The sequence below is a fragment of the Duganella violaceipulchra genome, from assembly GCF_019166075.1.
In the GTDB taxonomy this organism is placed as follows: Bacteria; Pseudomonadota; Gammaproteobacteria; order Burkholderiales; family Burkholderiaceae_D; genus Rugamonas; species Rugamonas violaceipulchra.
In genome coordinates this window covers 62,645-87,360 of sequence record NZ_JAHTGR010000016.1, presented here as the reverse complement: position 1 = coordinate 87,360, position 24,716 = coordinate 62,645, and the positions used below count along the sequence as shown (strand labels likewise).

The 24,716-nt window shown below is 63.1% G+C and carries 27 protein-coding genes and 1 pseudogene; 8 read left to right on the top strand and 20 right to left on the bottom strand.

What is annotated here, in order from left to right; all coding sequences use genetic code 11:
• The first annotated feature begins 179 nt into the window (after positions 1-179).
• Entirely contained in the window at positions 180-1,292 is a 1,113-nt protein-coding gene (locus KVP70_RS25610; protein WP_217945308.1) for a phospholipase A, read from the top strand.
• Positions 1,293-1,298: 6 nt separating this feature from the next.
• Here KVP70_RS25610 and KVP70_RS25605 read toward each other — a convergent pair whose 3' ends face one another.
• The 5 genes from KVP70_RS25605 to KVP70_RS25585 form a co-directional block, all read right to left on the bottom strand.
• A complete protein-coding gene (locus tag KVP70_RS25605; protein ID WP_020703231.1) occupies positions 1,299-1,499 on the bottom strand; it encodes a hypothetical protein in 201 nt (66 codons plus the stop codon).
• A gap of 131 nt (positions 1,500-1,630) precedes the next feature.
• A complete protein-coding gene (locus tag KVP70_RS25600; protein WP_217945244.1) occupies positions 1,631-1,879 on the bottom strand; it encodes a hypothetical protein in 249 nt (82 codons plus the stop codon).
• A 59-nt stretch (positions 1,880-1,938) separates the two neighbouring features.
• Positions 1,939-2,862 (bottom strand): class I SAM-dependent methyltransferase, encoded by a 924-nt coding sequence (locus KVP70_RS25595; RefSeq protein WP_020703233.1) that lies wholly within the window; start codon positions 2,860-2,862, stop codon positions 1,939-1,941.
• Between the two features lie 135 nt (positions 2,863-2,997).
• Complete coding sequence (locus KVP70_RS25590; protein ID WP_217945243.1) at positions 2,998-3,669, bottom strand: ankyrin repeat domain-containing protein; 672 nt, start codon at positions 3,667-3,669, stop codon at positions 2,998-3,000.
• Positions 3,670-3,676: 7 nt separating this feature from the next.
• On the bottom strand, positions 3,677-4,456 hold the full coding sequence (locus KVP70_RS25585; protein WP_217945242.1) for a TatD family hydrolase: 780 nt from the start codon (positions 4,454-4,456) through the stop codon (positions 3,677-3,679).
• A 68-nt stretch (positions 4,457-4,524) separates the two neighbouring features.
• Between KVP70_RS25585 and KVP70_RS25580 the strand changes: the two genes are divergently transcribed.
• Positions 4,525-5,532, top strand: a complete 1,008-nt coding sequence (locus KVP70_RS25580) for an alpha/beta fold hydrolase (protein ID WP_217945241.1) — start codon at positions 4,525-4,527, stop codon at positions 5,530-5,532.
• A gap of 3 nt (positions 5,533-5,535) precedes the next feature.
• On the opposite strand, the gene KVP70_RS25575 is transcribed toward KVP70_RS25580, so the two are convergent.
• The 5 genes from KVP70_RS25575 to mltG are packed head-to-tail and all read right to left on the bottom strand — an operon-like array spanning position 5,536 to position 9,189.
• A complete protein-coding gene (locus tag KVP70_RS25575; protein WP_217945240.1) occupies positions 5,536-6,057 on the bottom strand; it encodes a GNAT family N-acetyltransferase in 522 nt (173 codons plus the stop codon).
• A gap of 30 nt (positions 6,058-6,087) precedes the next feature.
• The gene (locus tag KVP70_RS25570; RefSeq protein WP_036622204.1) at positions 6,088-6,471 is read right to left on the bottom strand and encodes a PilZ domain-containing protein; all 384 of its coding nucleotides are present in this window, start codon (positions 6,469-6,471) and stop codon (positions 6,088-6,090) included.
• A gap of 10 nt (positions 6,472-6,481) precedes the next feature.
• Positions 6,482-7,519 carry a DNA polymerase III subunit delta' gene (locus KVP70_RS25565; RefSeq protein WP_217945239.1) on the bottom strand — a complete coding sequence of 346 codons (1,038 nt, stop codon included), beginning with the start codon at positions 7,517-7,519 and terminating at the stop codon, positions 6,482-6,484.
• A gap of 42 nt (positions 7,520-7,561) precedes the next feature.
• Entirely contained in the window at positions 7,562-8,185 is a 624-nt protein-coding gene (tmk, locus tag KVP70_RS25560) for a dTMP kinase (RefSeq protein WP_217945238.1), read from the bottom strand.
• Positions 8,186-8,199: 14 nt separating this feature from the next.
• Positions 8,200-9,189 (bottom strand): endolytic transglycosylase MltG, encoded by a 990-nt coding sequence (gene mltG, locus KVP70_RS25555; RefSeq protein WP_217945237.1) that lies wholly within the window; start codon positions 9,187-9,189, stop codon positions 8,200-8,202.
• A 155-nt stretch (positions 9,190-9,344) separates the two neighbouring features.
• Here mltG and ygfZ point away from each other — a divergent pair, with 155 nt between their 5' ends.
• The 4 genes from ygfZ (at position 9,345) to KVP70_RS25535 (ending at position 12,246) form a co-directional block, all read left to right on the top strand.
• Positions 9,345-10,361 carry a CAF17-like 4Fe-4S cluster assembly/insertion protein YgfZ gene (ygfZ, locus tag KVP70_RS25550; protein WP_217945236.1) on the top strand — a complete coding sequence of 339 codons (1,017 nt, stop codon included), beginning with the start codon at positions 9,345-9,347 and terminating at the stop codon, positions 10,359-10,361.
• Position 10,362: 1 nt separating this feature from the next.
• Positions 10,363-10,650: a DUF4936 family protein gene (locus tag KVP70_RS25545; RefSeq protein ID WP_217945235.1), complete on the top strand. Its 288-nt coding sequence runs from the start codon at positions 10,363-10,365 to the stop codon at positions 10,648-10,650.
• On the top strand, positions 10,641-11,384 hold the full coding sequence (locus tag KVP70_RS25540; RefSeq protein WP_217945234.1) for an NRDE family protein: 744 nt from the start codon (positions 10,641-10,643) through the stop codon (positions 11,382-11,384). The genes KVP70_RS25545 and KVP70_RS25540 overlap by 10 nt, the downstream gene beginning before the upstream one ends.
• An 82-nt stretch (positions 11,385-11,466) precedes the next feature.
• Positions 11,467-12,246, top strand: a complete 780-nt coding sequence (locus KVP70_RS25535) for a transporter substrate-binding domain-containing protein (RefSeq protein ID WP_217945233.1) — start codon at positions 11,467-11,469, stop codon at positions 12,244-12,246.
• Between the two features lie 20 nt (positions 12,247-12,266).
• On the opposite strand, the gene KVP70_RS25530 is transcribed toward KVP70_RS25535, so the two are convergent.
• Genes KVP70_RS25530 through KVP70_RS25520 form a run of 3 tightly spaced genes read right to left on the bottom strand, consistent with a single transcriptional unit; the run spans position 12,267 to position 14,124 of the window.
• Positions 12,267-12,749, bottom strand: coding sequence for an SRPBCC family protein (locus KVP70_RS25530; RefSeq protein ID WP_217945232.1), 483 nt, complete (start codon positions 12,747-12,749; stop codon positions 12,267-12,269).
• Positions 12,750-12,760: 11 nt separating this feature from the next.
• A complete protein-coding gene (locus KVP70_RS25525) occupies positions 12,761-13,195 on the bottom strand; it encodes a GNAT family N-acetyltransferase (protein WP_217945307.1) in 435 nt (144 codons plus the stop codon).
• A gap of 11 nt (positions 13,196-13,206) precedes the next feature.
• Complete coding sequence (locus KVP70_RS25520; RefSeq protein ID WP_217945231.1) at positions 13,207-14,124, bottom strand: LysR substrate-binding domain-containing protein; 918 nt, start codon at positions 14,122-14,124, stop codon at positions 13,207-13,209.
• 81 nt (positions 14,125-14,205) lie between these two features.
• On the opposite strand from KVP70_RS25520, the pseudogene KVP70_RS25515 reads away from it, so the two are divergent.
• Positions 14,206-15,299: pseudogene (locus KVP70_RS25515) on the top strand (tartrate dehydrogenase).
• Between the two features lie 72 nt (positions 15,300-15,371).
• Here the strand turns inward: KVP70_RS25515 and KVP70_RS25510 are convergent.
• From KVP70_RS25510 to KVP70_RS25480, 7 genes are all read right to left on the bottom strand, one after another.
• Positions 15,372-16,286 (bottom strand): hypothetical protein, encoded by a 915-nt coding sequence (locus KVP70_RS25510; RefSeq protein WP_217945230.1) that lies wholly within the window; start codon positions 16,284-16,286, stop codon positions 15,372-15,374.
• 160 nt (positions 16,287-16,446) lie between these two features.
• The gene (locus KVP70_RS25505) at positions 16,447-17,352 is read right to left on the bottom strand and encodes an SDR family oxidoreductase (RefSeq protein ID WP_217945229.1); all 906 of its coding nucleotides are present in this window, start codon (positions 17,350-17,352) and stop codon (positions 16,447-16,449) included.
• A gap of 5 nt (positions 17,353-17,357) precedes the next feature.
• Positions 17,358-18,365, bottom strand: coding sequence for an NADP-dependent oxidoreductase (locus KVP70_RS25500; protein WP_217945228.1), 1,008 nt, complete (start codon positions 18,363-18,365; stop codon positions 17,358-17,360).
• 2 nt (positions 18,366-18,367) lie between these two features.
• Entirely contained in the window at positions 18,368-19,150 is a 783-nt protein-coding gene (locus KVP70_RS25495; RefSeq protein ID WP_217945227.1) for an SDR family oxidoreductase, read from the bottom strand.
• An 18-nt stretch (positions 19,151-19,168) separates the two neighbouring features.
• The gene (locus KVP70_RS25490) at positions 19,169-19,471 is read right to left on the bottom strand and encodes a Dabb family protein (RefSeq protein WP_116990695.1); all 303 of its coding nucleotides are present in this window, start codon (positions 19,469-19,471) and stop codon (positions 19,169-19,171) included.
• A 26-nt stretch (positions 19,472-19,497) separates the two neighbouring features.
• Positions 19,498-21,390, bottom strand: a complete 1,893-nt coding sequence (locus KVP70_RS25485; protein ID WP_217945226.1) for an acyl-CoA dehydrogenase — start codon at positions 21,388-21,390, stop codon at positions 19,498-19,500.
• Positions 21,391-21,393: 3 nt separating this feature from the next.
• Positions 21,394-22,572, bottom strand: a complete 1,179-nt coding sequence (locus tag KVP70_RS25480; RefSeq protein WP_217945225.1) for an acetyl-CoA C-acyltransferase — start codon at positions 22,570-22,572, stop codon at positions 21,394-21,396.
• Positions 22,573-22,768: 196 nt separating this feature from the next.
• Between KVP70_RS25480 and KVP70_RS25475 the strand changes: the two genes are divergently transcribed.
• Positions 22,769-24,466: an MFS transporter gene (locus tag KVP70_RS25475; protein ID WP_217945224.1), complete on the top strand. Its 1,698-nt coding sequence runs from the start codon at positions 22,769-22,771 to the stop codon at positions 24,464-24,466.
• Positions 24,467-24,716 lie beyond the last annotated feature (250 nt).

Here is a 24,716-nt window from a genome sequence, read left to right as displayed (position 1 = left end):
GCAACGTGAATGCAGGAAGTCTCAAGTGTAGCGATTAATGCAAATTTCAAGAGCCAGCTTATTTCTGGCGTGCGACATGACTAACGGCAATTAATATAGGCTGCAGTATAACTAGCAAGTTTAACTGAAAGTTCTCCATGACTGTTCCATTGAAACACGCCCTGCTTCTGTCCTTGAGCATGAGCCCGGCTCTGGCATTAGCCCAGTCCGCAACACCGCCGGCGGCCTCCGACCTGGAACTGCGCATCGAACGCTGTTCCGTGCTGGGCGACGCCAGCGCCCGCCTGGCTTGCTATGACGGTTTGGCCAAGGCCGGCCCAGCGCTCCAGGCATTAGGCGGCGCTGCGGTCGGCATCCCCGATCCCGGCAAGACCAGCAAACTGGCCGCCGCGCTGGCGCAGCCCTCGAGCACCCAGCTGGACGAGCCGCCCGCCGCGCCGGTGCTGCCGGCCAAAGTCGCCGCGATGACCACGATACCACCTGAAGACACGGTCTCACGCATGGTGCAGTGGTGGGAGCTGGACCGTTCGGCCAAGCGCGGCGTGTTCAATTTCCGCCCGCACCGCGACACCTATCTGCTGCTGGCCAATTACAGCACCAGCTCCAATGATGCGCCTTTTGAAGACTTCACGCCGGCCGGCATCAAGTCCCAGCATACGGAACTGACCTACCAGCTGAGTTTCAAAATGAAAATGGTCGAACAGGCGTTCAAGACGCCGATCGACCTGTGGTTCGGCTACACCCAGAACAGCTACTGGCAAGCCTACAACCGCGCCGCCTCCAGCCCCTTCCGCGAGACCAACTACCAGCCCGAGCTGATGCTGACCACGCCGCTGAACCTGAACCTGAACCTGAACCTGGGCCCGGCCCTCGACGTCCGCTACCTGACCGTGGGCGTGGTGCACCAGTCGAACGGACAGACCTCGACCTTGTCGCGCAGCTGGAACCGGGCATATGCGGAAGTGGGCGCCGAGCACGGCAAGCTGGGCGCGCAATTGCGCTTCTGGAAGCGCCTGGATAATGCCCGCTCGGACAACGACAACATCGACATCACCGATTATCTCGGCCATGGCGACCTGAACCTGAGCTACCGCAGCGACGGCCATACGTTCTCGCTGATGGCGCGCCGCAATTTCTCGACGCACCATGGCGCCTTGCAGGCGGGCTGGTCGTTCCCGGTGCTGGCCAACCTGAAAGGCTATGTGCAAGCCTTCAGCGGCTACGGCCAGAGCCTGATCGACTATAACTATTCGCAGAAATCGCTGGGCGGCGGTTTCCTGGTGGACTTCTAGGCCGGCTCAGCGGCCTGGCGAGCCGCGCAGGATGCGCGCCGGCAGCATGACCACGGCGCGCAGCAGTTCGAACACGCCTTCGACGCCGATGCCGATTAGGCGGAACGGCAAGGTGATCAGCCAGAACAGCGGATACAGCACCAGCGCCAGCAAGGCCAGCGGCCAGCACAGGAACAGCAAAACCAGCCACAGCAGAAATCCGAACATGAGATGCTCCCGATCCAGTTGATGCGTTGTCAATGCTGTCACTGTAGTGCGGCGCTCCCCGGCAGGCAATTGGCATGCGACCAACGGCGGAAAAACGCGATCAATCGCGCGAAACGGGGAATGAATGGGGATTATTGGCCGACGCAGATGATCTTGGTGATGTACTCGTGGGCGTTCGGCTTCTTCTTGGCCGCCCATTCGATCGCCTGGTTGGCTTGTTCGATGGTCAAGATCGAAGCTTTTTCCTTCGATTTGATGAAGGAGACGCCTTCAAACGCGCCTTCCTTGCTGCGCATGACTTTGGCAAAGACGGGTGGTTTCTGGTCGCCGTCGGCGATCTTGTTCTGCTGGATGAGGTAGCGTTGGTCGTTCTGTTCCATATATTTCTTTCTGCAAAAGACGAAATATACGCTTCAGAACGACCCGCGTGAAGAGCTTTTTAAGCGTAGGCCGGCACGTAGCTGGCCGGTTGCAGCGCCGCTTCGTACAGGATCTCGGCGCGCAGCGAGGCTTGCAGCGACGGAATCGAGCCGCCGGCGCGGTACTGGAAGCTCACTTGCAGCACATCGCCTTCGCGCGCCTTGACCGGGTTGGCCAACGGCAGCGTCATGTAGTGGTTGAGCCAGTCGATGGTGGTGGAACGCTCCGACACCACGGCCAGGATGTTCTTGGTGACGAAGCGCATCGCGTTGATCTCGCCGCTGCGCTCGACCACGAACTTGCCCTGCCATGCGTAGGTCAGGTCGTTCGGCTGGTTGAAGTCGATGATGCTGTAGACCGCAGGCTGCGCCACTTCCACGGTGCCAGGATAGATCACATTGGTTTCCTGGAACTGCACGATGGGCGCATAAAAGCCTTCGAAATCATATTCCTGCTGCAAGGGCTGGACCGCCATGATGACCGCTTCCGGCAGGAAAACCGGCAGCGGGCCGCCGAAACGCTCGATGTAACGGCGCTTGAAGGACTCGATCACTTCCACTTGCTTCTCGCGCAGCATGCCGACGTGGATCATCTCGCAGATCACCACATCGACCGGCTCCGGCGGCAGGTATTCAAAGGCGTCGGCATGGACCACTTCGACCTTTTCGCCGTTGGGGTTCAACGCCAGCATCTTGCGCGCTTCCTTGACCATGTCGGGATTGAATTCGACGCAATACACCTTGTCCGCCTTGGCCGCCGCGAACCACGACAGCACGCCGGTGCCGCCGCCAAGCTCCAGGACCTTGGCGCCAGGCTTGACGGCGTAGTCGATGGCCGACTTGAAGCCGTGCATGCGGTTTTGATCCATCAGCATGTTGTGATGGTAGTGGACTGGAATGAATTGCCCCAGATAGCAGCTTTCAATCTCGCGTTCGTTCAGCATGGATATCCTTGGTTAATGCGCATTGTGTCTGGAGGCAATGCACTGGACCCATTATCGTTAACATCCTTGACGAACCAAACCCGGAGATAAGCGCCAAAAACCCGCCAATTCAGGCCTTATCAATTCGGCACGCCCTTAGCGCTTGGCCTTCGCGGCCAGGTGGGCATTGATGGTTTGAGCGATCCACGGCTTGTCCGCGTGGGTCGCGAACTCGGCGGCGGTCTGGTGGAAGCCGCCGTCTTTCAGGGTGGCGTCGGCACCCTGCTCCAGCAGCAATTCGACGATTTTTTCCTGGCCCTCGCGGGCGGCGATCATCAGTGGCGTCATGCCGGATGGCGATTCGGCGTCGATGTAGGCGTGGTGCTCCAGCAGGATGTTGGTGATCTCGGTGCTGCCGGCTGCCGCCGCGTAGTGCAAGGCGGCCCAGCCCTTCTGATTCACCTGCGCGCCGCGCTTGAGCATGTCCAGCACGGTCGCCTTGCTTTGGCGGAAGGCCGCCATCATCAGCGCGGTGTTGCCGTTGGGCGCCTTGGCTTCCAGGTCGATGCCTGGTTGATCCATCAGCAAGGTCGCGACGCGGTAGGCTTCGTAGCGCATCGCAACGATCAATGCGGTCTCGCCGCCCGGCTCGCGCAGATTGGGGCTCAGTCCGCGCTCCAGCAGCTTTTTGACGCCGGAGACATTGTCCAGCTGGGCGGCGCGGAACAGATCGACTTCATCGTCGGTTTGCTCGGCGGCCAGCGAGGGCATCGTCAAAGTGGCGGCCAGGACGGCCAGCAGCAAGCGGCGCTTGGATAGATTCAGCATTAAGGAACTACGCTACCACGTTGAATAGTTTGAAGAAATTGGCTGTCGTCTGCTCGGCGACCTGCTCCACCGGCACGCCCTTGAGCTTGGCGATGTATTCGCCGACATGGGCCACGAAACCCGGCTCGTTCATCTTACCGCGGTGCGGCATCGGCGCCAGGTAGGGCGAATCGGTCTCGATCAGGATGCGTTCCAGCGGCACTTCCAGCGCCACCGCCTGCAAATCTTTGGCGCTCTTGAAGGTCACGATGCCGGAGAACGAGATGTAGAAGCCCATCTCGATCGCCGCGCGCGCCACTTCCAGCGATTCGGTAAAGCAATGCATCACGCCGGCCACGCCGCCCGCCTCCGTGCCTGCGCCTTCTTCGCGCATGATGCGGATGGTGTCCTCGCTGGCGTTGCGGGTGTGAATAATCAAAGGCTTGCGCGTGATTCTTGAGGCCTTGATGTGGGTGCGGAAGCGCTCGCGCTGCCATTCCAGGTCGCCTTGCAGGCGGAAGTAGTCCAGCCCGGTCTCACCGATGGCGATGATCTTCGGGTCGTTGGCCAGTTCCACCAACTGTTCGACGGTCGGTTCAGGCGTGTCCTCGTAATCCGGGTGCACGCCGACCGAGGCGTAGATGTGCGGATACTCATGGGCCAGGGCCAGCACCTGTGGGAAATCCGGCAAGTCGACCGACACGCACAGCGCATGGGTGACTTTGTTGTCGGCCATCTTGGCCAGGATCTCGGGCATGCGAGCAGCCAGCTCGGGGAAATTAATGTGGCAATGGGAATCGATAAACATGCCGTGATTGTAACCTAAGCACGCCTAGCCTAGAATCGGCGTTCCCATTCACTTCCGGAGTTTGCCTGATGTTCAGCCGCCTTCCGCTTGCCCTCGCCCTCGCCTTGCCTTTGGCCGCCACCGCCGCCGACGCGCCACCCCAGCAATTTGCCGACCTGGGCGATGTCCGGCTCGAAAGCGGCGCCGTCATCAAGGATTGCAAGCTCGGCTACCGCACCATCGGCACGCTGAACGCGGCACGCTCGAACGCCGTCGTGTTCCTGCCCTGGCACACCGGCAAGAGCAGCGAAGCGGTGTCGTTGCTGGGCCCCAAAGGCTTGTTCAACACGGCCGGACACTACGTGATCGTGGTCGATGCGATCGGCAATGGCGTGGCTTGCTCGCCGTCCAACAGCGCGGCGCAGCACGGCACGGCCTTCCCGGCCTTCAATGTGCGCGACATGGTCGAGTCTGAATACCGGCTGCTGAGCGAGAAGCTGGGCCTCAAGCGCGTCCACGCCATCGTCGGCTACTCGATGGGTGCCACGCAGGCTTTCCAGTGGATGGTCAGCCATCCCGGCTACATGGACGTGGCCGTGCCGATCGCCGGCACGCCGCGCCAGACCAGCTACGACCTGTTGTTCTGGCGCACCGAGGAGGCGGCCATGCTGGCCGATCCGCAATACGCCAACGGCGACTACAAGCAAAACCCCAAGCTGCCGCTGTACCACCAGATTTTTTCACTGAATTTCGATACGCCGGCCTACCGCGCGGCCAAGACCAAGCCGTCCGAAGTGGACAAATTCATCGCGGAGACGATCGAGGACGACCCGGATGCGGCCGACGCCAACGATATGCGCTGGCAAATGCGCGCCTTCCTGACGCAGGATATCGGCGACGACGCCGCCAAGAAGGTCAAAGCACGGGTCCACATCATCAACCCGCGCCAGGACTTGATCGTCAATCCGGCGCCGGCGCTGGCGTTCGCGCACCAGATCGGTGCCACCACCACGGTGCTGCAAGGCGATTGCGGTCACTCGGCGGTGGTCTGCGCAAGCGACCAGATCCGCGCGGCGGTGGACCGCGCGTTGAAATAAGGCTCAGTCGACGCGCTTGCCCAGGATGATCAGGTCGCGCTCGACGCCGTCCAGATTGGCCACCTTGGGCAGGTTGGCCCAGGTCTCGAAGCCGAATTTGGCGAACAGGCCCAGGCTGGGCTTGTTGTGGCCGAAGATAAAGCCCAGCAAGGTATGCACCTTGATCGCCGGCGCGTGCGCGATGGCCTGGGTGATGCAGTAGCCGCCCACGCCCTTGCCGCGCCAGGCCTCGGCGAGGTAGATCGAAATCTCCGACGTGCCCGAATACGCCGGGCGGCCGTAGAAGTTCGAGTACGACATCCAGCCCAGGATTTCCGGCTTGCCCGACGTATCGCCGGCTTGCTCGATGATCCACAGCGGCCGCTTCTCCGGTGTGTGCTCGTGGAACCAGCCCAGGCGCGATTCCACCGACACCGGCTCGGTATCGGCCGTGACCTCGCGCGAGGCGATGGTGGTGTTGTAGATGGCGACGATGGTAGGCAAGTCGTCGAGCGTGGCGAGGCGGTGGCGGAAAGCTGTGGTCATGTCGGAAAACGGTGAAGGAGTATGTTGAAACTAAAGCGTATGCGTGGCGCGCGAGGAACGCAGCGCCGCGCCGAGGATTTCTTCGATGCGCAGGCGGGCGCGCTGGCCGCTCTCGTCTTCCGGGAAGTGCACGCCTATGCCCTGCGCCTTGTTGTTGTGCGCGCCGGGCGGCGTGATCCAGGCCACCTTGCCGGCGATCGGGTATTTGTTGACGTCGTCCATCAGCGCCAGGATCAGGTAGATCTCGTCGCCGATTTTGTAGGGCTTCTGGGTCGGCACGAACATGCCGCCGTTCTTCAGGAAAGGCATATAGGCCGCATACAGCGCGGCCTTCTCCTTGATGGCCAGCGACAATACCGTAGGCCGTGCCACGGCGGGCACGGTGTTCGGGTCGAGAGGGCTGGCAGCAGACATTAATTCCCTTTCAGGCGCAGCAGGCGGCGTAATCGAGCAACATATCCTCCAGGAACAGTTTGGGCGACAGCGGATGGTCGGCCGTGGCGCGGCGCTCGTTGGCGCCTTTGATCGCGGCCAGCAGGCGGCTGACGTGGATCTTGGCGGCTAGGCTGGCCAGCTCCTTCTGGTAGCGAGGATAGTACCGGATGTTACCTGCCAGTTTGTAGGAAAACACATCATAAAGCCAGCGCTGCAACCATGAAACTTGTGCACTCAACGGCACTTTTTGCAGTTTGTCGGCAACTTTCAACGCGCCTTCCACACTGGGGTGTGCCAGCAGTTGCAGCAATACTTCCAGATCGTCACGGTTGCCGACTTCGGCCTGCGCCATGGCCGCCAGCGGCGCGCCGCCCTGCTCGCGCAGCCAGCTGTCGGCGTCCGGCACGCCCTGCGACTTTAGCCAGGCCAGCGCCTCGGCGTGGCTCGGCATCGGCAGCGCGAACTTGCGGCAGCGCGACAGGATGGTCGGCAGCAGCCGGTCCAGGCTGTTGGAGGCCAGCAGGAACACCGTGCCCGGAGGCGGTTCTTCCAGCGTCTTCAGCAGCGCGTTGGAGGCCGGCATGTTCAGCGCTTCGGCAGGATACAGCACCACCACCCGCAGCCCCTGGCGGTGGGTGGAAATGTTCATGAAGTCCGCCAGGTTGCGGATCTGCTCGATCTTGATCTCTTTGGACGGCGCCTTGGCCGACTTGGCGGTGGTTTTCTTGGCTTCGCCGTCGCCCTCTTCACCGTCACCGGTGGGTTCGTCTTCCAGCGCTTCCGGCCGCACGCGGCGGTAGTCCGGGTGGTTATGCTGCGAGAACCAGCCGCAGGACGCGCACTGGCCGCAGGCATGGCCATCCGGCAGCACGGCCTCGCACAGCAAGCCCTGGGCGAAGCGTTCGATGAAGTCGGATTTGCCTATCCCGGCGGCGCCATGAAACAGGATGGCGTGCGGCATGCGCTGGCGCAGCAGTTGCAACTGCTGCCAGGACGCTTCCTGCCACGGATATATGGAATTACTCATTGTTTGGTATTCTGTTTTAAAACAAGCGCTTATGCAATACTTTTAAAGTGCAAGCAATTCGTCGAGGATGGCGGCGATCCGGACCTGGATGTCCGCGATGGACTGGGTCGAGTCGATCACGCGGAAACGGGATGCGAACTGGGTGGCGCGGCGCAGGTACTCATTGCGGGTGGAGGCGAAGAAATCGGCCTTTTCCTGCTCGAACTTGTCCAGCGAACGGGTGGCGTCCAGCCGGGCGCGCGCCACTTCCAGCGGCACGTCGAACAGCAGCGTCAGGTCCGGCTGCAGATGCGGATGCACCCACTGCTCCAGCGCTTCCAGCTTGGCCAGGTCCATGCCGCGCCCGCCGCCCTGGTAGGCGAAGCTGGCGTCGGTGAAACGGTCGGAAATGGCCCAGGCGCCGCCATGCAGCGCCGGCTCGATCACTTGCGCGATGTGCTCGCGGCGGCTGGCGAACATCAGCAGCGCTTCGGTTTCCAGGTGCATTTTTTCGTGCAGCACCAGTTCGCGCAGCTTTTCGCCCAGCGGCGTGCCGCCCGGCTCGCGCGAGCTGACCAGGTCGACGCCACGCGCCTTCAGGTAGTCGCCGACGAAGGCGATGTGGGTCGATTTTCCGGCGCCGTCTATGCCTTCGAACGTGATGAATTTACCGCGGTGTTGAGTCATGAATTCTCTGAAGCTTATCTTTGAAACTTGTTCACTGCCCGATTGTGGTCGGTCAAATTATCGGAAAACTGGCTGCTGCCATTACCCTTGGAGACGAAATACAGCGCCGGCGTCTTGGCCGGCGCCAGCGCCGCCGCCAGCGATTGCACGCCAGGCAAGGCGATCGGGGTCGGCGGCAAACCGGCGCGAGTATAGGTATTGTAAGGGGTGTCGGTCTCCAGATCCGATTTATGGATCTTGCCGTCGTACTTGTTGCCCATGCCGTAGATCACGGTGGGGTCCGTTTGCAGCAGCATGCCCAGCTTCAGGCGGTTGACGAACACACCGGCGATCATGCCGCGCTCGGACTTTTGCCCGGTTTCCTTTTCGACAATGGAGGCCATGGTCAACGCCTCGTACGACGTCTTGTACGGCAGCGCCGGATCGCGCTTGTCCCAGGCGTCGTTCAGGCGGGTCAGCAGCATGGCGTGCGCCTGTTTGTAGATCTGCAAATCGCTGGCGCCCTTGGCGAACAGATAGGTATCCGGGAAGAACAATCCTTCCGGCAGCTTGTATTCCGAGCCGATGGCGCGCATCACTTCCTTGTCCGACATGGCGACGGTATCGTGCTTCATGCCCTTGTGGGCGGCGATGGCGGCCCGCATCTGGCGGAAGGTCCAGCCTTCGATGATGGTCAGCTGCTCCTGCGCGAACTCGCCGCGCACCAGCTGGTCGATCAGGCGCAGCGGCGTGGTGCCGGGCTTGAGTTCGTAGGCGCCGGCTTTCAGCTTGCCGCTCTTGTTGGTCACGCGCGCCAGCAGGTTGAACAGCAAGGGCTCGATCGGCACGCCCGCTTCGGCGATCTGCTGGCCTGCGGCATGGGCGCCGCTGCCGGGCGCGATGGTAAATTCAATGGCTTCGATCTCGTCGCCGATGATCGGGTGCTGGGACCAATAGATAAAGTAGCCGCCGCCGGCGATCGCCAGCATGATGCACAAGGTGATGATTTTTTTGATAAAAGCCATTGTTGAAGCCATAGGGTTGGAACAAGTCGCACAGCTTGCCACTTCTTGGCACAGTTCGCCAGTGCACGTTTTGCGCGGTATCCGACGCGATCCGTCCGACATCACTATAATGAGCCCGTAATGATAATGCTTTAATCGTCAAATTATTGGAAATTATGTCTTCTTGGAATGAACTTTTAGCTCAGCCAGCCCAGCCGCTGACCACCACCCAGCTTGCCGTGGGCTTTGTCGCGCCCATCAGCGACCAGGGCCTGATCGCGCTGGACGGCGAGGAATCGGCCAGTTTCCTGCACAATCAGCTGACCAACGACGTCGAGCACCTGGGCTTGGGCGAAGTCCGCCTGGCCGGCTACTGCTCGCCCAAGGGCCGCTTATTGGCCTCTTTCCTGATGTGGCGTAACGAAACCACCATCTTCCTGCAACTGCCGCGCGAGATCCAGGCGCCGGTGCAGAAGCGCCTGGCGATGTTCGTGCTGCGCGCCAAGACCAAGCTCAGCGATGCGAGCGAGTCGCCGGCCCATCAGGTGGTGCTGGGCCTGGGCGGCGGCATGGCGGAAGAAGCGCTGCAAAACTGGTTCGACCCGCTGCCGGCCAAACCGTTCAGCAAGGTCGACCATCCGCTGGGCACGCTGATCCGCGTGGCCGATGCGTTCGGCGCGCCACGCTACCAGTGGCTGATGTCGGCCGAAGTCGCGCAGACCGTGGCGCCGGAGCTGGCCGCCAAGCTGTCGGTCGGCCGCACCGACGCCTGGCATCTGTCGGAAATCCATGCCGGCATTCCGCAGATCACCAAGGCCACGCAGGAACAATTCGTTCCGCAGATGATCAATTTCGAGCTGCTGGGCGCGGTCAACTTCAAGAAGGGCTGCTATCCGGGCCAGGAAATCGTCGCCCGCAGCCAGTATCTGGGCAAGCTCAAGCGGCGCACCACGCTGGTCAGCATCGCCGATGCGGCGGCTGCGGCCGGCGTTGAAGTGTTCGCCACCGCCGATCCCGAGCAGCCATGCGGCATGGTCGTCAACGCCGCCCCCAACGGCAAGGGCGGCATCGACGCGCTGGTCGAAATGAAGCTGGCCGCCATCGAGGCGGCCTCGGTCCGTCTCGGCTCGGCCGGCGGCGCACCGCTGACCTTCCTCGACATGCCTTACGTGCTGGACCCACTCGATCTCTAGCATGGATCTCTACATTTACTATCAGGTCAAGGATGCCGATGCGGCCTCCTTGCTGGCGGCGGTCGTCCCGATGCAGGCGGCGCTGGGCGCGCGGCACGGCGTCGCGTGCCAGCTCAAGCGCCGTCCCGAAGCCAGGGACGGCAAGCAGACGTGGATGGAAGTGTATGCCGCCACGCCGGCCGGCTTCGCATCCGCGCTGGATGAAGCCGTCGCGCTGGCTGGCTTGTCCGCCTGGACCGACGGCCCGCGTCACACCGAATTGTTTATGGATTTAGTCACATGTGCCTGATCGTTTTTGCCTGGCGGGTCATACCTGCGGTACCGCTGGTGGCTGCCGCCAACCGGGATGAGTTCTACCAGCGCGCCACCGCGCCGGCGGCGCCATGGCCGGAACATCCACAGATTTTCGCCGGCCGCGACTTGCAGGCCGGTGGCAGCTGGATGGGCATCACGCAGCTGCCGGCCGGCAGCAAGGCCTCGCGCTTCGCCGCCATCACCAACATCCGCGCACCGTCCGAGCATCGGTTCAATGCGCCGTCGCGCGGCCATCTGGTGGCCGACTACCTGGCCGGCAGCATGACACCGCAGGAATACGTCGACGCCATCCGCGCCGATGCCGCCGCCTACAACGGCTTCAACCTGGTGCTGAGCGACGGCGACACGCTGATCTGGTTCTCCAATCGCGGCGACAACGACCCGCGCAACGGCAAGCCGCTGGAACCGGGCGTGTACGGCCTGTCGAACGCGCTGCTGGACGCGCCGTGGCCCAAGGTGTTGAAAACCAAAGCGCAGTTCGCCAGCCTGCTATGCCTGGGCGCGCCGGACGACGCCTACTTCGAAATGCTGGCCGACACCACACCCGCGCCCGACCAGCGCCTGCCGGAAACCGGCGTCCCGCTGGACCTGGAGCGCATGCTGTCGGCGGTGCGGATCGAGAGCCCGAGCTACGGCACCCGCACCTCCACCGTGGTCAAGCTCTACGCCGACGCCCCTGCGACCTTGCAAGAGATGCTGATACACTAGCAAGCAGACCTGTTCGCGCACGGCCACCCCGGCCGGCCGCAGGCTTCTCACTTGCTTAACGTCCATGCGTGGTTCGCCGTTGTTGTCCGTTCCGTTACTGATGCTGCTGGCCGGACAGGCCGCCGCTGCCTGCGCGCCGCTGCGTTTCGGTTACACCGACCAGGCAGTGCCGCCCTACTATCTCGGCGTCGGCGCGGACGAAGGCAAGCCAGCCGCCGGCGCACTGGCCGACCTGACCCGCGAAGCGGCCGCCAGCGCCGGCTGCACCACCGTGATGGTGCGCATGCCGCCGCCGCGCCTGCGGCTGAGCATGGAGAGCGGCCAGATCGACGCCACCTCGCTATTTTCTCCCGACGTGGTCGGCCCTTCGCCGAACATCGTCTATCCGCTCGACAAGCACGGCAAGCCTGATCCCGCCCGCGGCATGGCCTTGTACAGCGTGGTGTTCGTGCGCACCAGCGACGGCCTGGCCAAGCATGGCGACCCGGCGGTCCTCATGCGCGGACGCATCATCGGCCTGTCGCACGGCGCGCCCCACATCAAGGTCTTGCGCGAACGCGGCGTCGAGGTGGACCAGGGCGCGGCCAACCCGGACACCAATTTCGAAAAGCTGCGCCACCACCGCATCGACGGTTTCGCCGTATCGCTGGCGTCGAAGGACGACATGGACGCCACCGTGGCGGCGCGCTACGGCAAGGAATTCACGCGGCTCGACAAGCCCTTGTTTTCGACCACGGCCTGGCTGGCCCTCAACAAAAGCTACTACGAGCAAAACCGCCGGCAAGCCGAAGCCATCTGGCAATGGTACGGCACGCACGGACCTGCCCGCCTGAGTGCCCTGCTCAAAAAGTACGGCAACTAGCCGTCATGCAATCCGTTGGGTTAAAGCTGCTTCATGTAGGCGACCAGCTGGTCGAGCGCCTTGCCCCAGCCCTCCTGAAAGCCCATCTGCTTGTGCGCTTCGACAGTGGCCTCGTCCTTGTGGCGGGCGCAGGCGATGTAGCGCGTGCCGCCGTTGGGCAGCGGCTCCATCGTCACCACGCCGGTGATGAAGGCGTTGCCGGTCGGGCGAAAGCCGGGTCCGAGTGCATCGGTCCACGTCAGGCGGCGGTTTTCCACAACCTCCAGATAGCAGCCGCGATTGTCATGGCGCTCGCCGTTCGGTCCGGCCATCACGGAGCTGAACAAGCCGCCGGGACGCAGGTCGCAATGCGCCTCCAGCGTCTTCCACGGCGACGGCGTGAACCAGTTCACCAGATGTTCCGGCCTGGTCCAGGCGGCCCACACCAATTCCGGCGCGATATCGATGTCGCGCTCAAATACCAGGTCCAGCTTGGGATCGAAATTCTCTACGATGTGCGTCATGGCTGTGTTCCTTAAAAGGTGTACTGCATGTTGATGTGGGCGATGCCGGCCTCAAAGAATTCGTCGCCGTCGATGGCGAAACCGTGGCGCTCGTAGAACGGCGCGGCGTGCGATTGCGCGCTCAGCACCACTTGTTGGTCACCTCGTGCGCGCGCCTGCGCCATCAGCACCTGCAACAAGGCGCCGCCAACGCCGCTGCCGCGCGCGACCTGGCGCACCGCCATGCGGCCGATGTGGCCGTCCGGCAGCAGGCGGCCAGTGCCGACTGGCGTGCCGCTGGCGTCGTAGGCCACGGCGTGCAGGCAGACCGCGTCCATGTGGTCCATTTCCAGTTCGGCCGGGACTTTCTGTTCTTCGACGAAGACCTCAAAGCGTATCAGCTTGGCGTCGGTATTGAGGGCGGTCCAGTCTCCGGTGCGGATGTCGTGCTTGGCGGTGTTGGTCATCGGCGTGCAGGCTAGTTGGAGGAAGCAGGATTGTCGCATGCAAGGTGGCGCTCCAGGAAGTCCACGCACACGCGCACCTTGGCCGAACTGGCCAGCCGTTGTGGATACACCGCCCAGACGTTGGCGTCCTGCGTGTACTCGGGCAGTACCTGCACCAGGTCGCCGCGCATCAGATGTGGCTGAGCATCCCAGCGCGAGCGCAGCACAATGCCCGCGCCGGCCACCGCCCATTGCAGCGCAATCTCGCCGTGGTTGGACGACAGCGGCCCCGTCACCTTGACCGCGGTCTCCTCCCGCGCGCCGCTGCGTAAACGCCACACGCCGAACGGCATGTCGCGCTCCTTGATCGCCAGGCAGTCGTGGTCGGCCAATTCTTGAAGCGTGCCCGGCGTTCCGCGCCGTTCGAGATACGATGGCGCGGCGCACAGGATGCGGTGGTTGTCCATCAACCGGCGCGCGATCAGGTGCGGTGCGATGTCGTCGCCGACGCGGATGTCCAGGTCGAAACCCTCGCTGACGATGTCGACCAACCGGTCGAACACTTCCAGCCTGACCTCCAGCGCTGGATGGGCCTTGAGCAGCCCGGCAATCGCCGGCGCGACCACGTTGCGGCCAAAACCGAAGCTGCTGCTGACGCGCAGCAGTCCACGCGGCACACCCTTGCGCTCGGCGACGTCGTCGAACAGGCTGTCGAGGCTTTCCAGGATGGCCAGCGCGCGGACGTGGACCTGCTCACCATCATCACTGAGCACGACCCGGCGCGTGGTCCGGTGGAACAACCGCACACCCAGCGCGTCCTCCAGTACGCCGATACGCTTGCTGACATAGGCAGGCGACATGCCCAGCGCTTCCGCCGCGCCGGCAAAGCTGGATTTGCGCACCACCGCGACCAACACGCGCAAGTCGTCGTTTTCAATCCTATTATTCACAAATCGTGTTCCATGAGATCACATTTCAACACATTCTAAACGAAACGGATCGCGCTATTCTTCTCTTCAAGGAGAATCTTCATGAAAACACACAAAATCGCCGTCATCGCCGGAGACGGCATCGGCAAGGAAGTCATGCCCGAGGGCATACGGGTGGTGGAAGCAGCCGCCCGCCGCTTCAACATCAACATCGATGGACCACGTTCGAGTGGGCCAGCTGCGATTACTACGCCGCGCACGGCAAGATGATGCCGGACGACTGGTTCGAGCTGCTGCAAGACTACGAAGCCATCTTCTTCGGCGCGGTCGGCTGGCCGGCGCTGGTGCCCGACCATATTTCGCTGTGGGGTTCCTTGCTGAAGTTCCGCCGCCAGTTCGACCAGTACGTCAACTTGCGGCCGGTTCGCCTGATGCCCGGCGTGCCCTGCCCGCTGGCCAACAAACAGACGGGCGACATCGACTTCTACATCGTGCGCGAAAACACCGAGGGCGAATATTCGTCCGTCGGCGGCCGCATGTTTGAAGGCACGGAGCGCGAGTTTGTGCTGCAGGAGGCCATTTTCACCCGCACCGGCGTGGACCGCGTGCTGCAATATGCTTTCGACCTCGCGCAGAGCCGGCCGCGCAAGCATCTGACGTCGGCCACCAAATCGAACGGGATCTCGATCAGCATGTCGTACTGGGACGAGCGCGTGGCCGCGATGGCCAAGGACTACCCCGATGTACGCTGGGACCAGTACCACATCGACATCCTCGCTGCGCGTTTCGTGTTGTCGCCGGAGCGCTTTGATGTGGTGGTGGCGTCCAACCTGTTTGGCGACATCCTGTCCGACCTGGGTCCGGCCTGCACCGGCACCATCGGTATCGCGCCATCGGCCAATCTGAATCCGGGCCGGCAGTGGCCGTCGCTGTTCGAGCCGGTGCATGGCTCGGCGCCCGACATCTACGGCAAGAACATCGCCAACCCGGTGGCGATGATCTGGTCCGGCGCCATGATGCTGGACTTCCTCGGCAACGGCGACGCCAACTACCGCGCGGCGCACGACGCCGTCGTCGCCGCCATCGAAGCCTGGCTACTGGACGGCAATCGCACCCCGGACATGGGCGGCAGCGCCAGCACCACGGAAGCCGGGAGGGACATCGCAGCGAAACTGGGACCAGCCCTGGCACACTAGTTGGACGCGCATGCCGACGCCGGGGATGCCACGACACACCCGGTCAGCACATTATGGTTTTCTCGCGATGGGTCATTGCCGGGCAACCGCAACGGGCGCAAGCGGCGCTGTCTGGCGCCGCTTCCAGTTCAGGAAGATGCGCTCGGCTTGTGCTTCGGCATCGCTCTTCTGCTGTTCGCTCAGGTCTTTGGCCCAGATGTCCAGCAGTGCCTTAGGATAGATGCCTTCGCTGCTATTGATTGCGCCCAGCACCCTGTTGACCGCCATATGCTCCATGCACATGTCGGCCGAGGTCATGATCTTGCCCAACTCCGCGTAGCCGCTGGCGCCTAACAGCAAAGCATCGGGATATCCTTGTGCGATGCGCTCATCAAGGCGCCGTAGCGCGTCGGCGCGCCATTTGATAACGGCCGGATCGTCCGGCCGCTCCTTCAAGGCGGCCCGGTCACCCTCCGGTCCAGCGAAGATATAGCCCGCCAAGGCGCCGGGCACGCCCTTATCGGCGGCGTAATTCAGGAGATGGAAACGGTCCAATCTGGTTCTGCCGGACAAGCCCGCACAAATCCTGCGCAGCACTTGCAACGCAGGCTCCCCGGCCTTGTGCTTCACAGTCTCCATCGTGACGCCGGCATCCTGCCAAGTGAACTTGAAATCCACGTCATTGACGATTTCCTTGTCCTTCTCCAGGGTCAGGCACTCTTCAATCTTATTGAAGGCTTCAAATGATTTTCCTGGATCTCCGGCGGCAACGCGAACCATGTCTTCGACGTGGTCTTCGGCTTGCGCCGGCGATGTAGTATGTCCTGTCGCGACCGTGGCCGTGGCCGCGGCCGCCAGCGCGACTTGGGCGTGATGACCCGTTGGGTTCGCACCGGAAAGTGGAGCGGCCTGGTATTGCGGCCGGGTCAACCAATCGCCTCCCTTCCAGATAGCCGCGGCAGCAAGCAAAACGGCAAATATCAAAAACAGTCTTTTTGCGATAAACATAGGAGGCGCGATAGTAAGCTTGTCATTAGCTTAACACGGCATGGCTACACCAAAATACACGCATTGTTGCCACAATCACCGCTCAGGCGGCGGGCGGCCTGCGCAATGTCGTCAAAGACGGGCTTGCGCTGGAAGGCCTCCACGCGCAGCTGTTGCAAGATCAGCCCAGCTTCATCTTGGCCCGCAGCGCTTCGCGCACATGCGGCGTGGCGGCGTAAGGATCGCCAGGGTTGGTACCGGCGACGATGTGCTCCATGCGCTCCTGCACGCCGGCCAGCGCGCCCGGATGCGAGTAGATGTAGAAGTCGCCGTTGGCGACGGCCTTGAAGGTGGTCTCCGCCACGTCCTGCGCCGACACCTTGCCGGACGATACCGCCTTGTCCGTCATCGCTTGCGCTGCCAGCTGGCTGGCGGTCGGGCCCTGCGTCATGCGCACGTCCTCGGGACGGTTGCGGTGCGACTGGCTGATACCGGTCGGCACAAAGTACGGACACAACACCGACGCCCCGATCGGCGCGCCGACCAGTTGCAGATCCTGATACAAGGTCTCCGACAGCGACACCACCGCATGCTTGGAGACGTTGTACACGCCCATCGCCGGCGCGTTCAGCAAGCCCGCCATCGACGCAGTGTTGACGATGTGGCCTTCGAACGACGGATCATCCTTGGCCGCATCCAGCATCAGCCTGGTGAAGATGCGCACGCCGTGGATCACGCCCCACACGTTCACGCCCATCACCCACTCCCAGTCGGCCTCGGTATTCTCCCAGATCAGGCCACCCGAGCCGACGCCGGCGTTGTTGAACAGCAGATGCACGGCGCCGAACTCGGCCATGGCCGCGTCTGCCAGCGCCTGCACCTGCTCGCCCTTGCGCACGTCGCACAGGCGCGAGATCACGCTGGCGCCCTGCGCCTTCAGCTCATCGACGGCGCGCTGCAGCGCATCAACCTGCACGTCGGCCAGCACCAGCTTCATGCCCTCGCGCGCCGCCACGTTGGCGAACTCGCGGCCCAAACCACTCGCGCCACCGGTGATGACGACGACCTTGTCTCTGAATGTTTTCATTTTTTTTAGAAAAGCTTCACTAGTTGTTTGCCGAAGTTCTGCCCTTGCAGCAGGCCCATGAATGCTTGCGGCGCGGCTGCGAGGCCTTCCGCTACCGATTCGCGGTATTTGATCTGGTGATTGGCGACCAGCACGGCCAGCTCCTGCAAGCCCTGCTGCCAAAACTCCATATGCTCGGTGACGATGAAGCCGCGCAGCATCAAGCGGTTGATCAGCAGCAGGCGCGAATTCTTGATCGGCATCTCCTGGCCGTTGAAGCCGGCGATCAGTCCGCACAAGGCCACGCGGGCGAAGGGGTTGGTGCGCGCCAGCGCCGCGTCCAGGCAGGCGCCGCCGACGTTTTCAAAGATCGCGTCGACGCCGTCCGGCGTGGCGGCGGCCAGTTCGGCGTCCAGATTGCCGGCCTTGTAGTCGACGCAGGCATCGAAGCCCAGCTGCTTGACCACGTACTCGCATTTCTCCGGTCCGCCGGCGATGCCGACCACATGGCAGCCACGCAGCCGCGCCAGTTGCCCGACCACGCTGCCGACCGCGCCGCTGGCGGCCGACACCACCACCGTGTCACCGGCGCCCGCTTCCAGGATTTGATGGAAGCCGTACCACGCCGCCATGCCCGGCATGCCGACCACGCCCAGATAGGCCGACAGCGGAATGCGCGTCGTGTCGAGCTTGCGCAGCAGCACGCCGTCGGACACGCCCATCTCCGCCCAACCCAGCATGCCGCCGACCGCGTCGCCGGCCTTGAAGTAGGCGTTGCGCGACGCCAGCACCTGGCCCACCGTGCCGCCTATCATGGTCTCGTCCAGCGCTTGCGAGGTGGCATAGCTCTTGGCCGCGCTCATGCGCCCGCGCATGTACGGGTCCAGCGACAGGTAGTGATTGCGGATCAGCACCTCGCCGTCGGCCAGCTCGGGCACGTCGACCGTCTCCAGCCGGAAGTTCTCCGCCGCCACCGGGCCGCGCGGACGCGCCGCCAGCACGATGCGCCGGTAAGTCTTGGGGATATCGGTCATCGTCAGACCGCCGACACGCCGCCGTCCACCGCCAGGATCTGGCCGGTGATGTGCTTGCCTGCGTCGGAAGCGAACAGCACCGCCGCGCCTTTCAAGTCTTCGTCGTCGCCCAGGCGGCCCAGCGGCGCGTCCTTGGACAGCTCGTCCGGTCCCAGCTTCTCCAGCAAGCCCTTGGTCATCTTCGACGGGAAGAAGCCCGGCGCCAGCGCGTTGACGGTGATGCCATGACGGCCCCACTCGCCCGCCAGCGTGCGAGTGAAGTTGACCAGCGCGCCTTTCGAGGTGTTGTAGGCGATGGTCTGCATGGTGCCCGGCGGATTGCCGGCCAGGCCGGCGATCGACGCGATGTTGATGATGCGGCCGTAGCCGCGTGGGATCATCGAGCGCTTGCCCACCAGTTGCGACACCACGAAGATGCTGCGGATGTTCAGGTTCATCACCTTGTCCCACGCCTCGAGCGGATGGTCTTCGGCCGGCGCGCCCCAGCTGGCGCCGGCGTTGTTGATCAGGATGTCGATATGGCCGAGGTGGGCCAGCGCAGCCGTCACCAGCGCGTCCGCGTGCGCATCCTGCGACAGGTCGGCGGCGACCGCGTGGGCGTCGACGCCGTGTCCGGTCAGGAAGGCCACCGCTTCATCCAGGTCGGCCTGCTTGCGCGAGGAGATGACGATTTTGGCACCCTGCTCGCCCAGCGCCAGCGCCATTTGCAGGCCCAGCCCGCGCGAGCCGCCGGTGATCAGGGCGGTCTTGCCGGCCAGGGAAAACAATTCTTGAGTTGTACGCATTGCGGGTGTCCTTAACTGTTAGATTTCGTAATCCATGCACTGGCGCGCATCGCGCACCGCGCCGAAGAAAGGTTTCATGGCCACGTGGTCGGGATGGTTCTGGTATTCGTCCAGCGCGGCCTTGTCGGTGAATTCGGAGTACAGCATCACGTCATAGGTCGCTTCCAGGCCGGGTTGGGCCACGACGGCCTCCAGCTTCAGCAGGCCGGGCACCAGGCCGATGCAGCCGTCCAGCAGCGCCTTCATCTTGGCCGCGTTGGTGGCGCGGTCGGCGCCTTCGGCATGGTCCTTCAGTTTCCACATCACGATGTGCTTGATCATCTTCTCTCGCTTGAGTAATTGCTTGTTCAGAACCACGCGTCGCGCATGTCGAGCGTGGTGGTGTCTATGCTGGCCAGCAGTTCCAGCTGCTGTTCGACTTTCGGCAGTTCCCAGTGGAAGAAGTAGCGGCAGGCTTGCAGCTTGCCACGGTAGAAATCGGCGTCGCCGGTTTCCAAGGCGGCGGCGGCCAGCAAGGCTTGCTGCAGCCAGATCCAGGCGACCACCACGTGGCCGACCGCTTCCAGGTACAGGCTGGCGTTGGCCAGGGTTTTGTTCAGGTCGCCGGCAGCATACAGCTTTTGAGTGACGAGTTCCACTGCCTGCCACGCGCCATCGAGCGCATCGGCGTGCGCCAGCAGTTCCTTGCTGATGCCCGCCAGCCCAGACGATACAACATCCGGCGCACCGACGCTGCCGCGCACCTTGCGTACCGTCTTGCGCAGCTCGGCGCCGAAGGCCTTGAACAGTGCGCCGTCCTGCATGCTGGCCTTGCGGCCCAGCAGGTCGAGGCCGTGGATGCCGTGCGTGCCTTCGTGGATGGCGTTCAGGCGGTTGTCGCGGTAGAACTGCTCGACATTGTATTCCCGCGTGTAGCCGTAGCCGCCGTGCACCTGGATCGCCAGGCTGTTGGCCTCCACGCACCATTGCGACGGCCACGATTTGGTGATCGGCGTCAGGAAGTCGAGCAAGCGGCCCGCATGTTCGCGCGCTTCCGGCGTTTCGGCGCTGTTCTGCTCGTCGACCAGGCGGGCGCTGTACAGCACCAGGCCGAGGCCGCCCTCCACGTAGGCCTTCTGCGCCAGCAGCATGCGCCGCACATCGGTGTGTTCGATGATCGGCAGTTGCGGCTGGGCCGGATCTTTTTGCGCCGGATGGCGGCCCTGCGGCCGGTTGCGCGCATAGTCCAGCGCGTGCAGGTAGCCGGTATAGCCCAACACCGCAGCGCCCAGGCCGACGGCGATGCGTGCCTCGTTCATCATGTGGAACATATTGGCCAGGCCCTGGTGCGGCTGGCCGACCAGGTGGCCGATGGCGCCGCCCTTGCCTTGCGGCTGGAACTTGCCTTCGCCGAAGTTGAGCAGGCAGTTGCTGGTGCCGCGATTGCCCATCTTGTGGTTCAGGCCGGCCAGCACGACATCGTTGCGCTCGCCGAGGCTGCCGTCGTCGTTGACCAGGAACTTGGGCACGATGAACAGCGAGATGCCTTTGACGCCGGGAATCAGCTTGCCGTCCGGGCCGGGGATCTTGGCCAGCACCAGGTGCACGATGTTGTCCGACAGCTGGTGCTCGCCGGCCGAGATCCACATCTTGTTGCCGCTCAGGCGGAACTGGCGCTCGCCTTCCGGGCCGGGCTGCGGATCGGGCACGGCGCGGCTGACGATGTCGGACAGGCTGGAACCGGCCTGCGGCTCCGACAGGCACATGGTGCCGAAGAAGCGCCCGGCGAACATCGGTCCGGCGTAGCGGCGCACCTGTTCCGGCGTGCCGCTCTTGAGCAGGGTGTTGGCCGCGCTCATGGTCAGGAAGGTGTAGGCGCTGGTCGAGACGTTGGCCGCGGTGAAGTACGCGGACAGCGCCTTCTGCATCACCACGGGCAGCTGCATGCCGCCGTGCTCGTAGTCCTGTCCGGCCGCCATCAAGCCGGCGGCGCAGAAGGCGTCGAGCGCCGTCTTCACCTCCGGGATCAGTTCGACGCTGAGGCAACGTTCGCCCTGGACGGCGCGCGCCTCCTCGCTGTCGCCCTTCTTGTTGTGCGGCGCGAACAGCTCGGTGGCGAGCTGCTCGGCCGTATCGATGGCGGCATCGAAGGTTTCGCGGTTGTGGTCGCTGAAGCGGGCGCGCCGGGTCAGCGCCTCCGCGTCCAGCCATTCGTACAGCATGAAGGCGATGTCGCGGCGCGACAGCAGAAGGGACGGCATGGCTTACACCACTTCGAACAGGCCCGCCGCTCCCTGGCCGCCACCGATGCACATGGTGACGACCACATATTTGACGCCCCGGCGCTTGCCTTCCAGCAGCGCATGGCCGGTCAGGCGCGCGCCCGACACGCCGTACGGGTGGCCGACGGCGATCGCGCCGCCGTTCACGTTGAGGCGGTCCATCGGGATGCCGAGCGTGTCGGCGCAGTACAGCACCTGCACGGCAAAGGCTTCGTTCAGTTCCCACAGGCCGATATCCTCGACCTTCAGGCCGGCCTTCTTCAGCAGCTTGGGAATCGCGAACACCGGGCCGATGCCCATCTCGTCCGGTTCGCAACCGGCGACGGCGAAGCCGCGGAAGATGCCCAGTGGCTGCAAGCCCTTGGCGGCGGCAGTCTGCGCGCTCATGACGATGGACATCGAGGCGCCGTCCGAAAACTGGCTGGCATTGCCGGCGCTGATGACGCCGCCCGGCACCGCGCTGCGGATTTTCGACACCGCTTCATAGGTCGTGTCGGCGCGGATGCCTTCGTCGGCCGAGATCGTCACTTCCCTGGTCAGCAGCATGCCGCTGGCCTTGTCGGCCACGCCCATGGTGGTGGTCATCGGCACGATCTCGGCGTCGAAACGGCCGGCCGCCTGGGCGGCGGCGGCGCGCTGCTGGCTCTGCACGCCGTATTCATCCTGGCGCTCGCGGCTGATGTTGTAGCGCTTGGCCACGGTTTCCGCCGTCTGCAGCATCGGCCAGTAGATTTCCGGCTTGTACTGCGACAGCCAGACTTCCTTGTACATATGCATATTCATTTCCTGCTGCACGCAGGAGATCGATTCCACGCCGCCGGCGGCGTAGATGTCGCCTTCGCCGGCGACGATGCGCTGGGCGGCGGTGGCGATGGTCTGCAGGCCGGACGAACAGAAACGGTTGATGGTCATGCCGCCGGTGGTCACCGGGCAGCCACCGCGGATGGCGATCTGGCGCGCGATGTTGCCGCCGGTGGCGCCCTCGGGGTTGGCGCAGCCGATCAGCACGTCTTCCACCTCTCCTGCTTCAATGCCGGCACGGCTGATCGCCGCTTGCAGTGCATGGCCGCCCAGGGTGGCGCCATGCGTCATGTTGAACGCGCCTTTCCACGACTTGGCCAAACCAGTGCGGGCGGTTGAAACAATGACGGCGTCGATCATGAAAGTCTCCTATGAGTGGGTGTTTTTAGTGAAACCAGAATAGCATATTTTAGTACGGTCGTTCGCAAATATTTATGTAAGGTTCGCGTAAGTTTGGAGCAAGCTTTGTGTAAGGTTCGCGGGGCACACTGCGCTCAAGCTGACGAAAATGTAACTATCTCGGCTGGGGAAATTCAAAAAATTACAGGAGACAAAAATGACGACAACATCAGGCACTGCCGATCCGCGCAACCTGCCCAAGTCCGGCGCCATTACGCCGGAAGAACGCAAGGTGATCTTTGCGTCCTCGCTGGGGACGATTTTCGAGTGGTACGATTTCTATCTGTACGGCTCGCTTGCTCCGATCATCGCCAAGCAGTTCTTCATCGGCGATCCGACCACCACCTTTATTTTCGCGCTGCTGGCATTCGCGGCGGGCTTTATTGTGCGCCCATTCGGCGCGCTGGTGTTCGGCCGCCTCGGCGACATGATCGGCCGTAAATACACCTTCCTGATCACCATCCTGATCATGGGCGCCTCGACCTTCATTGTCGGCCTGCTACCCGGTCATGAGGCGATCGGCATCGCCGCCCCTATCATCCTGGTCTCGCTGCGCATCCTGCAGGGCCTGGCGCTGGGCGGCGAATACGGCGGCGCAGCCACCTACGTGGCCGAGCACGCGCCGAACGGCAAGCGCGGTTCGTTCACCGCCTGGATCCAGACCACGGCAACGCTGGGCCTGTTCCTGTCGCTGCTGGTGATCCTGGGTACCCGCACCGCCATCGGCGAAAAAGAGTTCGCGGCCTGGGGCTGGCGCGTGCCGTTCCTGGTGTCGGTGCTGCTGCTGGGCGTATCGGTGTGGATTCGCCTGTCGATGAATGAGTCGCCGGCGTTCGCCAAGATGAAGGCCGAAGGCCGCACCTCGAAAGCACCGCTGAGCGAAGCATTCGGCCAATGGCGCAACCTGAAAGTGGTGATCCTGGCGCTGGTCGGCCTGACGATGGGCCAGGCGGTGGTGTGGTACACCGGCCAGTTCTACGCCCTGTTCTTCATGACGCAAGTGCTGAAGGTCGACGGCGCCAACGCCAACATCCTGACCGCCATTTCGCTGGCGCTGGCCACCCCGTTCTTCATCTTCTTCGGCATGCTGTCCGATAAGGTGGGCCGCAAATGGATCATCCTGGGCGGCTGCGTGCTGGCCGCGGCCACCTACTTCCCGCTGTTCGGCGCACTGACCCACTACGGCAATCCGGCGCTGGAAACCGCGCTGCAGAACTCGCCGGTGGTGGTGATCGCCGACCAGGAATCGTGCCACTTCCAGTTCAACCTGACCGGCCAGAAGAAATTCCCTTCGTCGTGCGATATCGCGACCGGCATGTTGTCGCTGGCCTCGGTCAACTACACCACGCAGGCCGGCCCGGCGGGCAGCGTCGCCAAGATCAAGATCGGCGACAAGGAAATCACTTCCTTCAACGCGACCATGACGCCCGACGGCCTGAACTTCGACAAGTCCAGCAAGGAAACCGAAGCCGCATTGAAGAAGGAAGTTGGCGCCGCCATCAAGGGCGCGGGCTACCCGGCCAAGGCGGATGAGTCGCAAATGAACAAGCCGATGATGGTGGCGGTGCTGTTCATCCTGGTGCTGTACGTGACCATGGTGTACGGCCCGATCGCCGCGATGCTGGTGGAGATGTTCCCTACCCGCATCCGCTACACCTCGATGTCCCTGCCCTACCACATCGGCAACGGCTGGTTCGGCGGCCTGCTGCCCACCATCTCGTTCGCGCTGGTGGCGTTCAAGGGCGACATCTACTACGGCCTGTGGTATCCGATCATCATCGCCCTGATCACGGCCGTGATCGGCGCGCTGTTCGTCTCGGAAACCAAGGACAACAACATCTACGCCAACGACTAAGCTTTTTGCTTAGCCTGCAATAGCCGCCAGCGATGGCGGCTATTTTTTTAAGCGGCCATAAAAAAGCCGCCAAATATGGCGGCCGAGGCGCTTAAACGGGAAAGCGTGAATCTTTCGAATTTGGTATGAAGCATCGACGCCAAACTGCCCACTCACGTTGCAACTCGAACCGTTTTTTAGGGCTTCGAAGGTTTGTTTGATGCCATATGGAAAGTATAGTCCGTTTTTTTGAAAATACTCACACCCCGGC

Coding starts and splice junctions, on each gene's coding strand:
- KVP70_RS25610 (WP_217945308.1), top strand. CDS start 180: ATGAGCCCGGCTCTGGCATTAGCCCAGTCCGCAACACCGCCGGCGGCC.
- KVP70_RS25605 (WP_020703231.1), bottom strand. CDS start 1,499: ATGTTCGGATTTCTGCTGTGGCTGGTTTTGCTGTTCCTGTGCTGGCCG.
- KVP70_RS25600 (WP_217945244.1), bottom strand. CDS start 1,879: ATGGAACAGAACGACCAACGCTACCTCATCCAGCAGAACAAGATCGCC.
- KVP70_RS25595 (WP_020703233.1), bottom strand. CDS start 2,862: ATGCTGAACGAACGCGAGATTGAAAGCTGCTATCTGGGGCAATTCATT.
- KVP70_RS25590 (WP_217945243.1), bottom strand. CDS start 3,669: ATGCTGAATCTATCCAAGCGCCGCTTGCTGCTGGCCGTCCTGGCCGCC.
- KVP70_RS25585 (WP_217945242.1), bottom strand. CDS start 4,456: ATGTTTATCGATTCCCATTGCCACATTAATTTCCCCGAGCTGGCTGCT.
- KVP70_RS25580 (WP_217945241.1), top strand. CDS start 4,525: ATGTTCAGCCGCCTTCCGCTTGCCCTCGCCCTCGCCTTGCCTTTGGCC.
- KVP70_RS25575 (WP_217945240.1), bottom strand. CDS start 6,057: ATGACCACAGCTTTCCGCCACCGCCTCGCCACGCTCGACGACTTGCCT.
- KVP70_RS25570 (WP_036622204.1), bottom strand. CDS start 6,471: ATGTCTGCTGCCAGCCCTCTCGACCCGAACACCGTGCCCGCCGTGGCA.
- KVP70_RS25565 (WP_217945239.1), bottom strand. CDS start 7,519: ATGAGTAATTCCATATATCCGTGGCAGGAAGCGTCCTGGCAGCAGTTG.
- tmk (WP_217945238.1), bottom strand. CDS start 8,185: ATGACTCAACACCGCGGTAAATTCATCACGTTCGAAGGCATAGACGGC.
- mltG (WP_217945237.1), bottom strand. CDS start 9,189: ATGGCTTTTATCAAAAAAATCATCACCTTGTGCATCATGCTGGCGATC.
- ygfZ (WP_217945236.1), top strand. CDS start 9,345: ATGTCTTCTTGGAATGAACTTTTAGCTCAGCCAGCCCAGCCGCTGACC.
- KVP70_RS25545 (WP_217945235.1), top strand. CDS start 10,363: ATGGATCTCTACATTTACTATCAGGTCAAGGATGCCGATGCGGCCTCC.
- KVP70_RS25540 (WP_217945234.1), top strand. CDS start 10,641: ATGTGCCTGATCGTTTTTGCCTGGCGGGTCATACCTGCGGTACCGCTG.
- KVP70_RS25530 (WP_217945232.1), bottom strand. CDS start 12,749: ATGACGCACATCGTAGAGAATTTCGATCCCAAGCTGGACCTGGTATTT.
- KVP70_RS25525 (WP_217945307.1), bottom strand. CDS start 13,195: ATGACCAACACCGCCAAGCACGACATCCGCACCGGAGACTGGACCGCC.
- KVP70_RS25510 (WP_217945230.1), bottom strand. CDS start 16,286: ATGTTTATCGCAAAAAGACTGTTTTTGATATTTGCCGTTTTGCTTGCT.
- KVP70_RS25505 (WP_217945229.1), bottom strand. CDS start 17,352: ATGAAAACATTCAGAGACAAGGTCGTCGTCATCACCGGTGGCGCGAGT.
- KVP70_RS25500 (WP_217945228.1), bottom strand. CDS start 18,365: ATGACCGATATCCCCAAGACTTACCGGCGCATCGTGCTGGCGGCGCGT.
- KVP70_RS25495 (WP_217945227.1), bottom strand. CDS start 19,150: ATGCGTACAACTCAAGAATTGTTTTCCCTGGCCGGCAAGACCGCCCTG.
- KVP70_RS25490 (WP_116990695.1), bottom strand. CDS start 19,471: ATGATCAAGCACATCGTGATGTGGAAACTGAAGGACCATGCCGAAGGC.
- KVP70_RS25485 (WP_217945226.1), bottom strand. CDS start 21,390: ATGCCGTCCCTTCTGCTGTCGCGCCGCGACATCGCCTTCATGCTGTAC.
- KVP70_RS25480 (WP_217945225.1), bottom strand. CDS start 22,572: ATGATCGACGCCGTCATTGTTTCAACCGCCCGCACTGGTTTGGCCAAG.
- KVP70_RS25475 (WP_217945224.1), top strand. CDS start 22,769: ATGACGACAACATCAGGCACTGCCGATCCGCGCAACCTGCCCAAGTCC.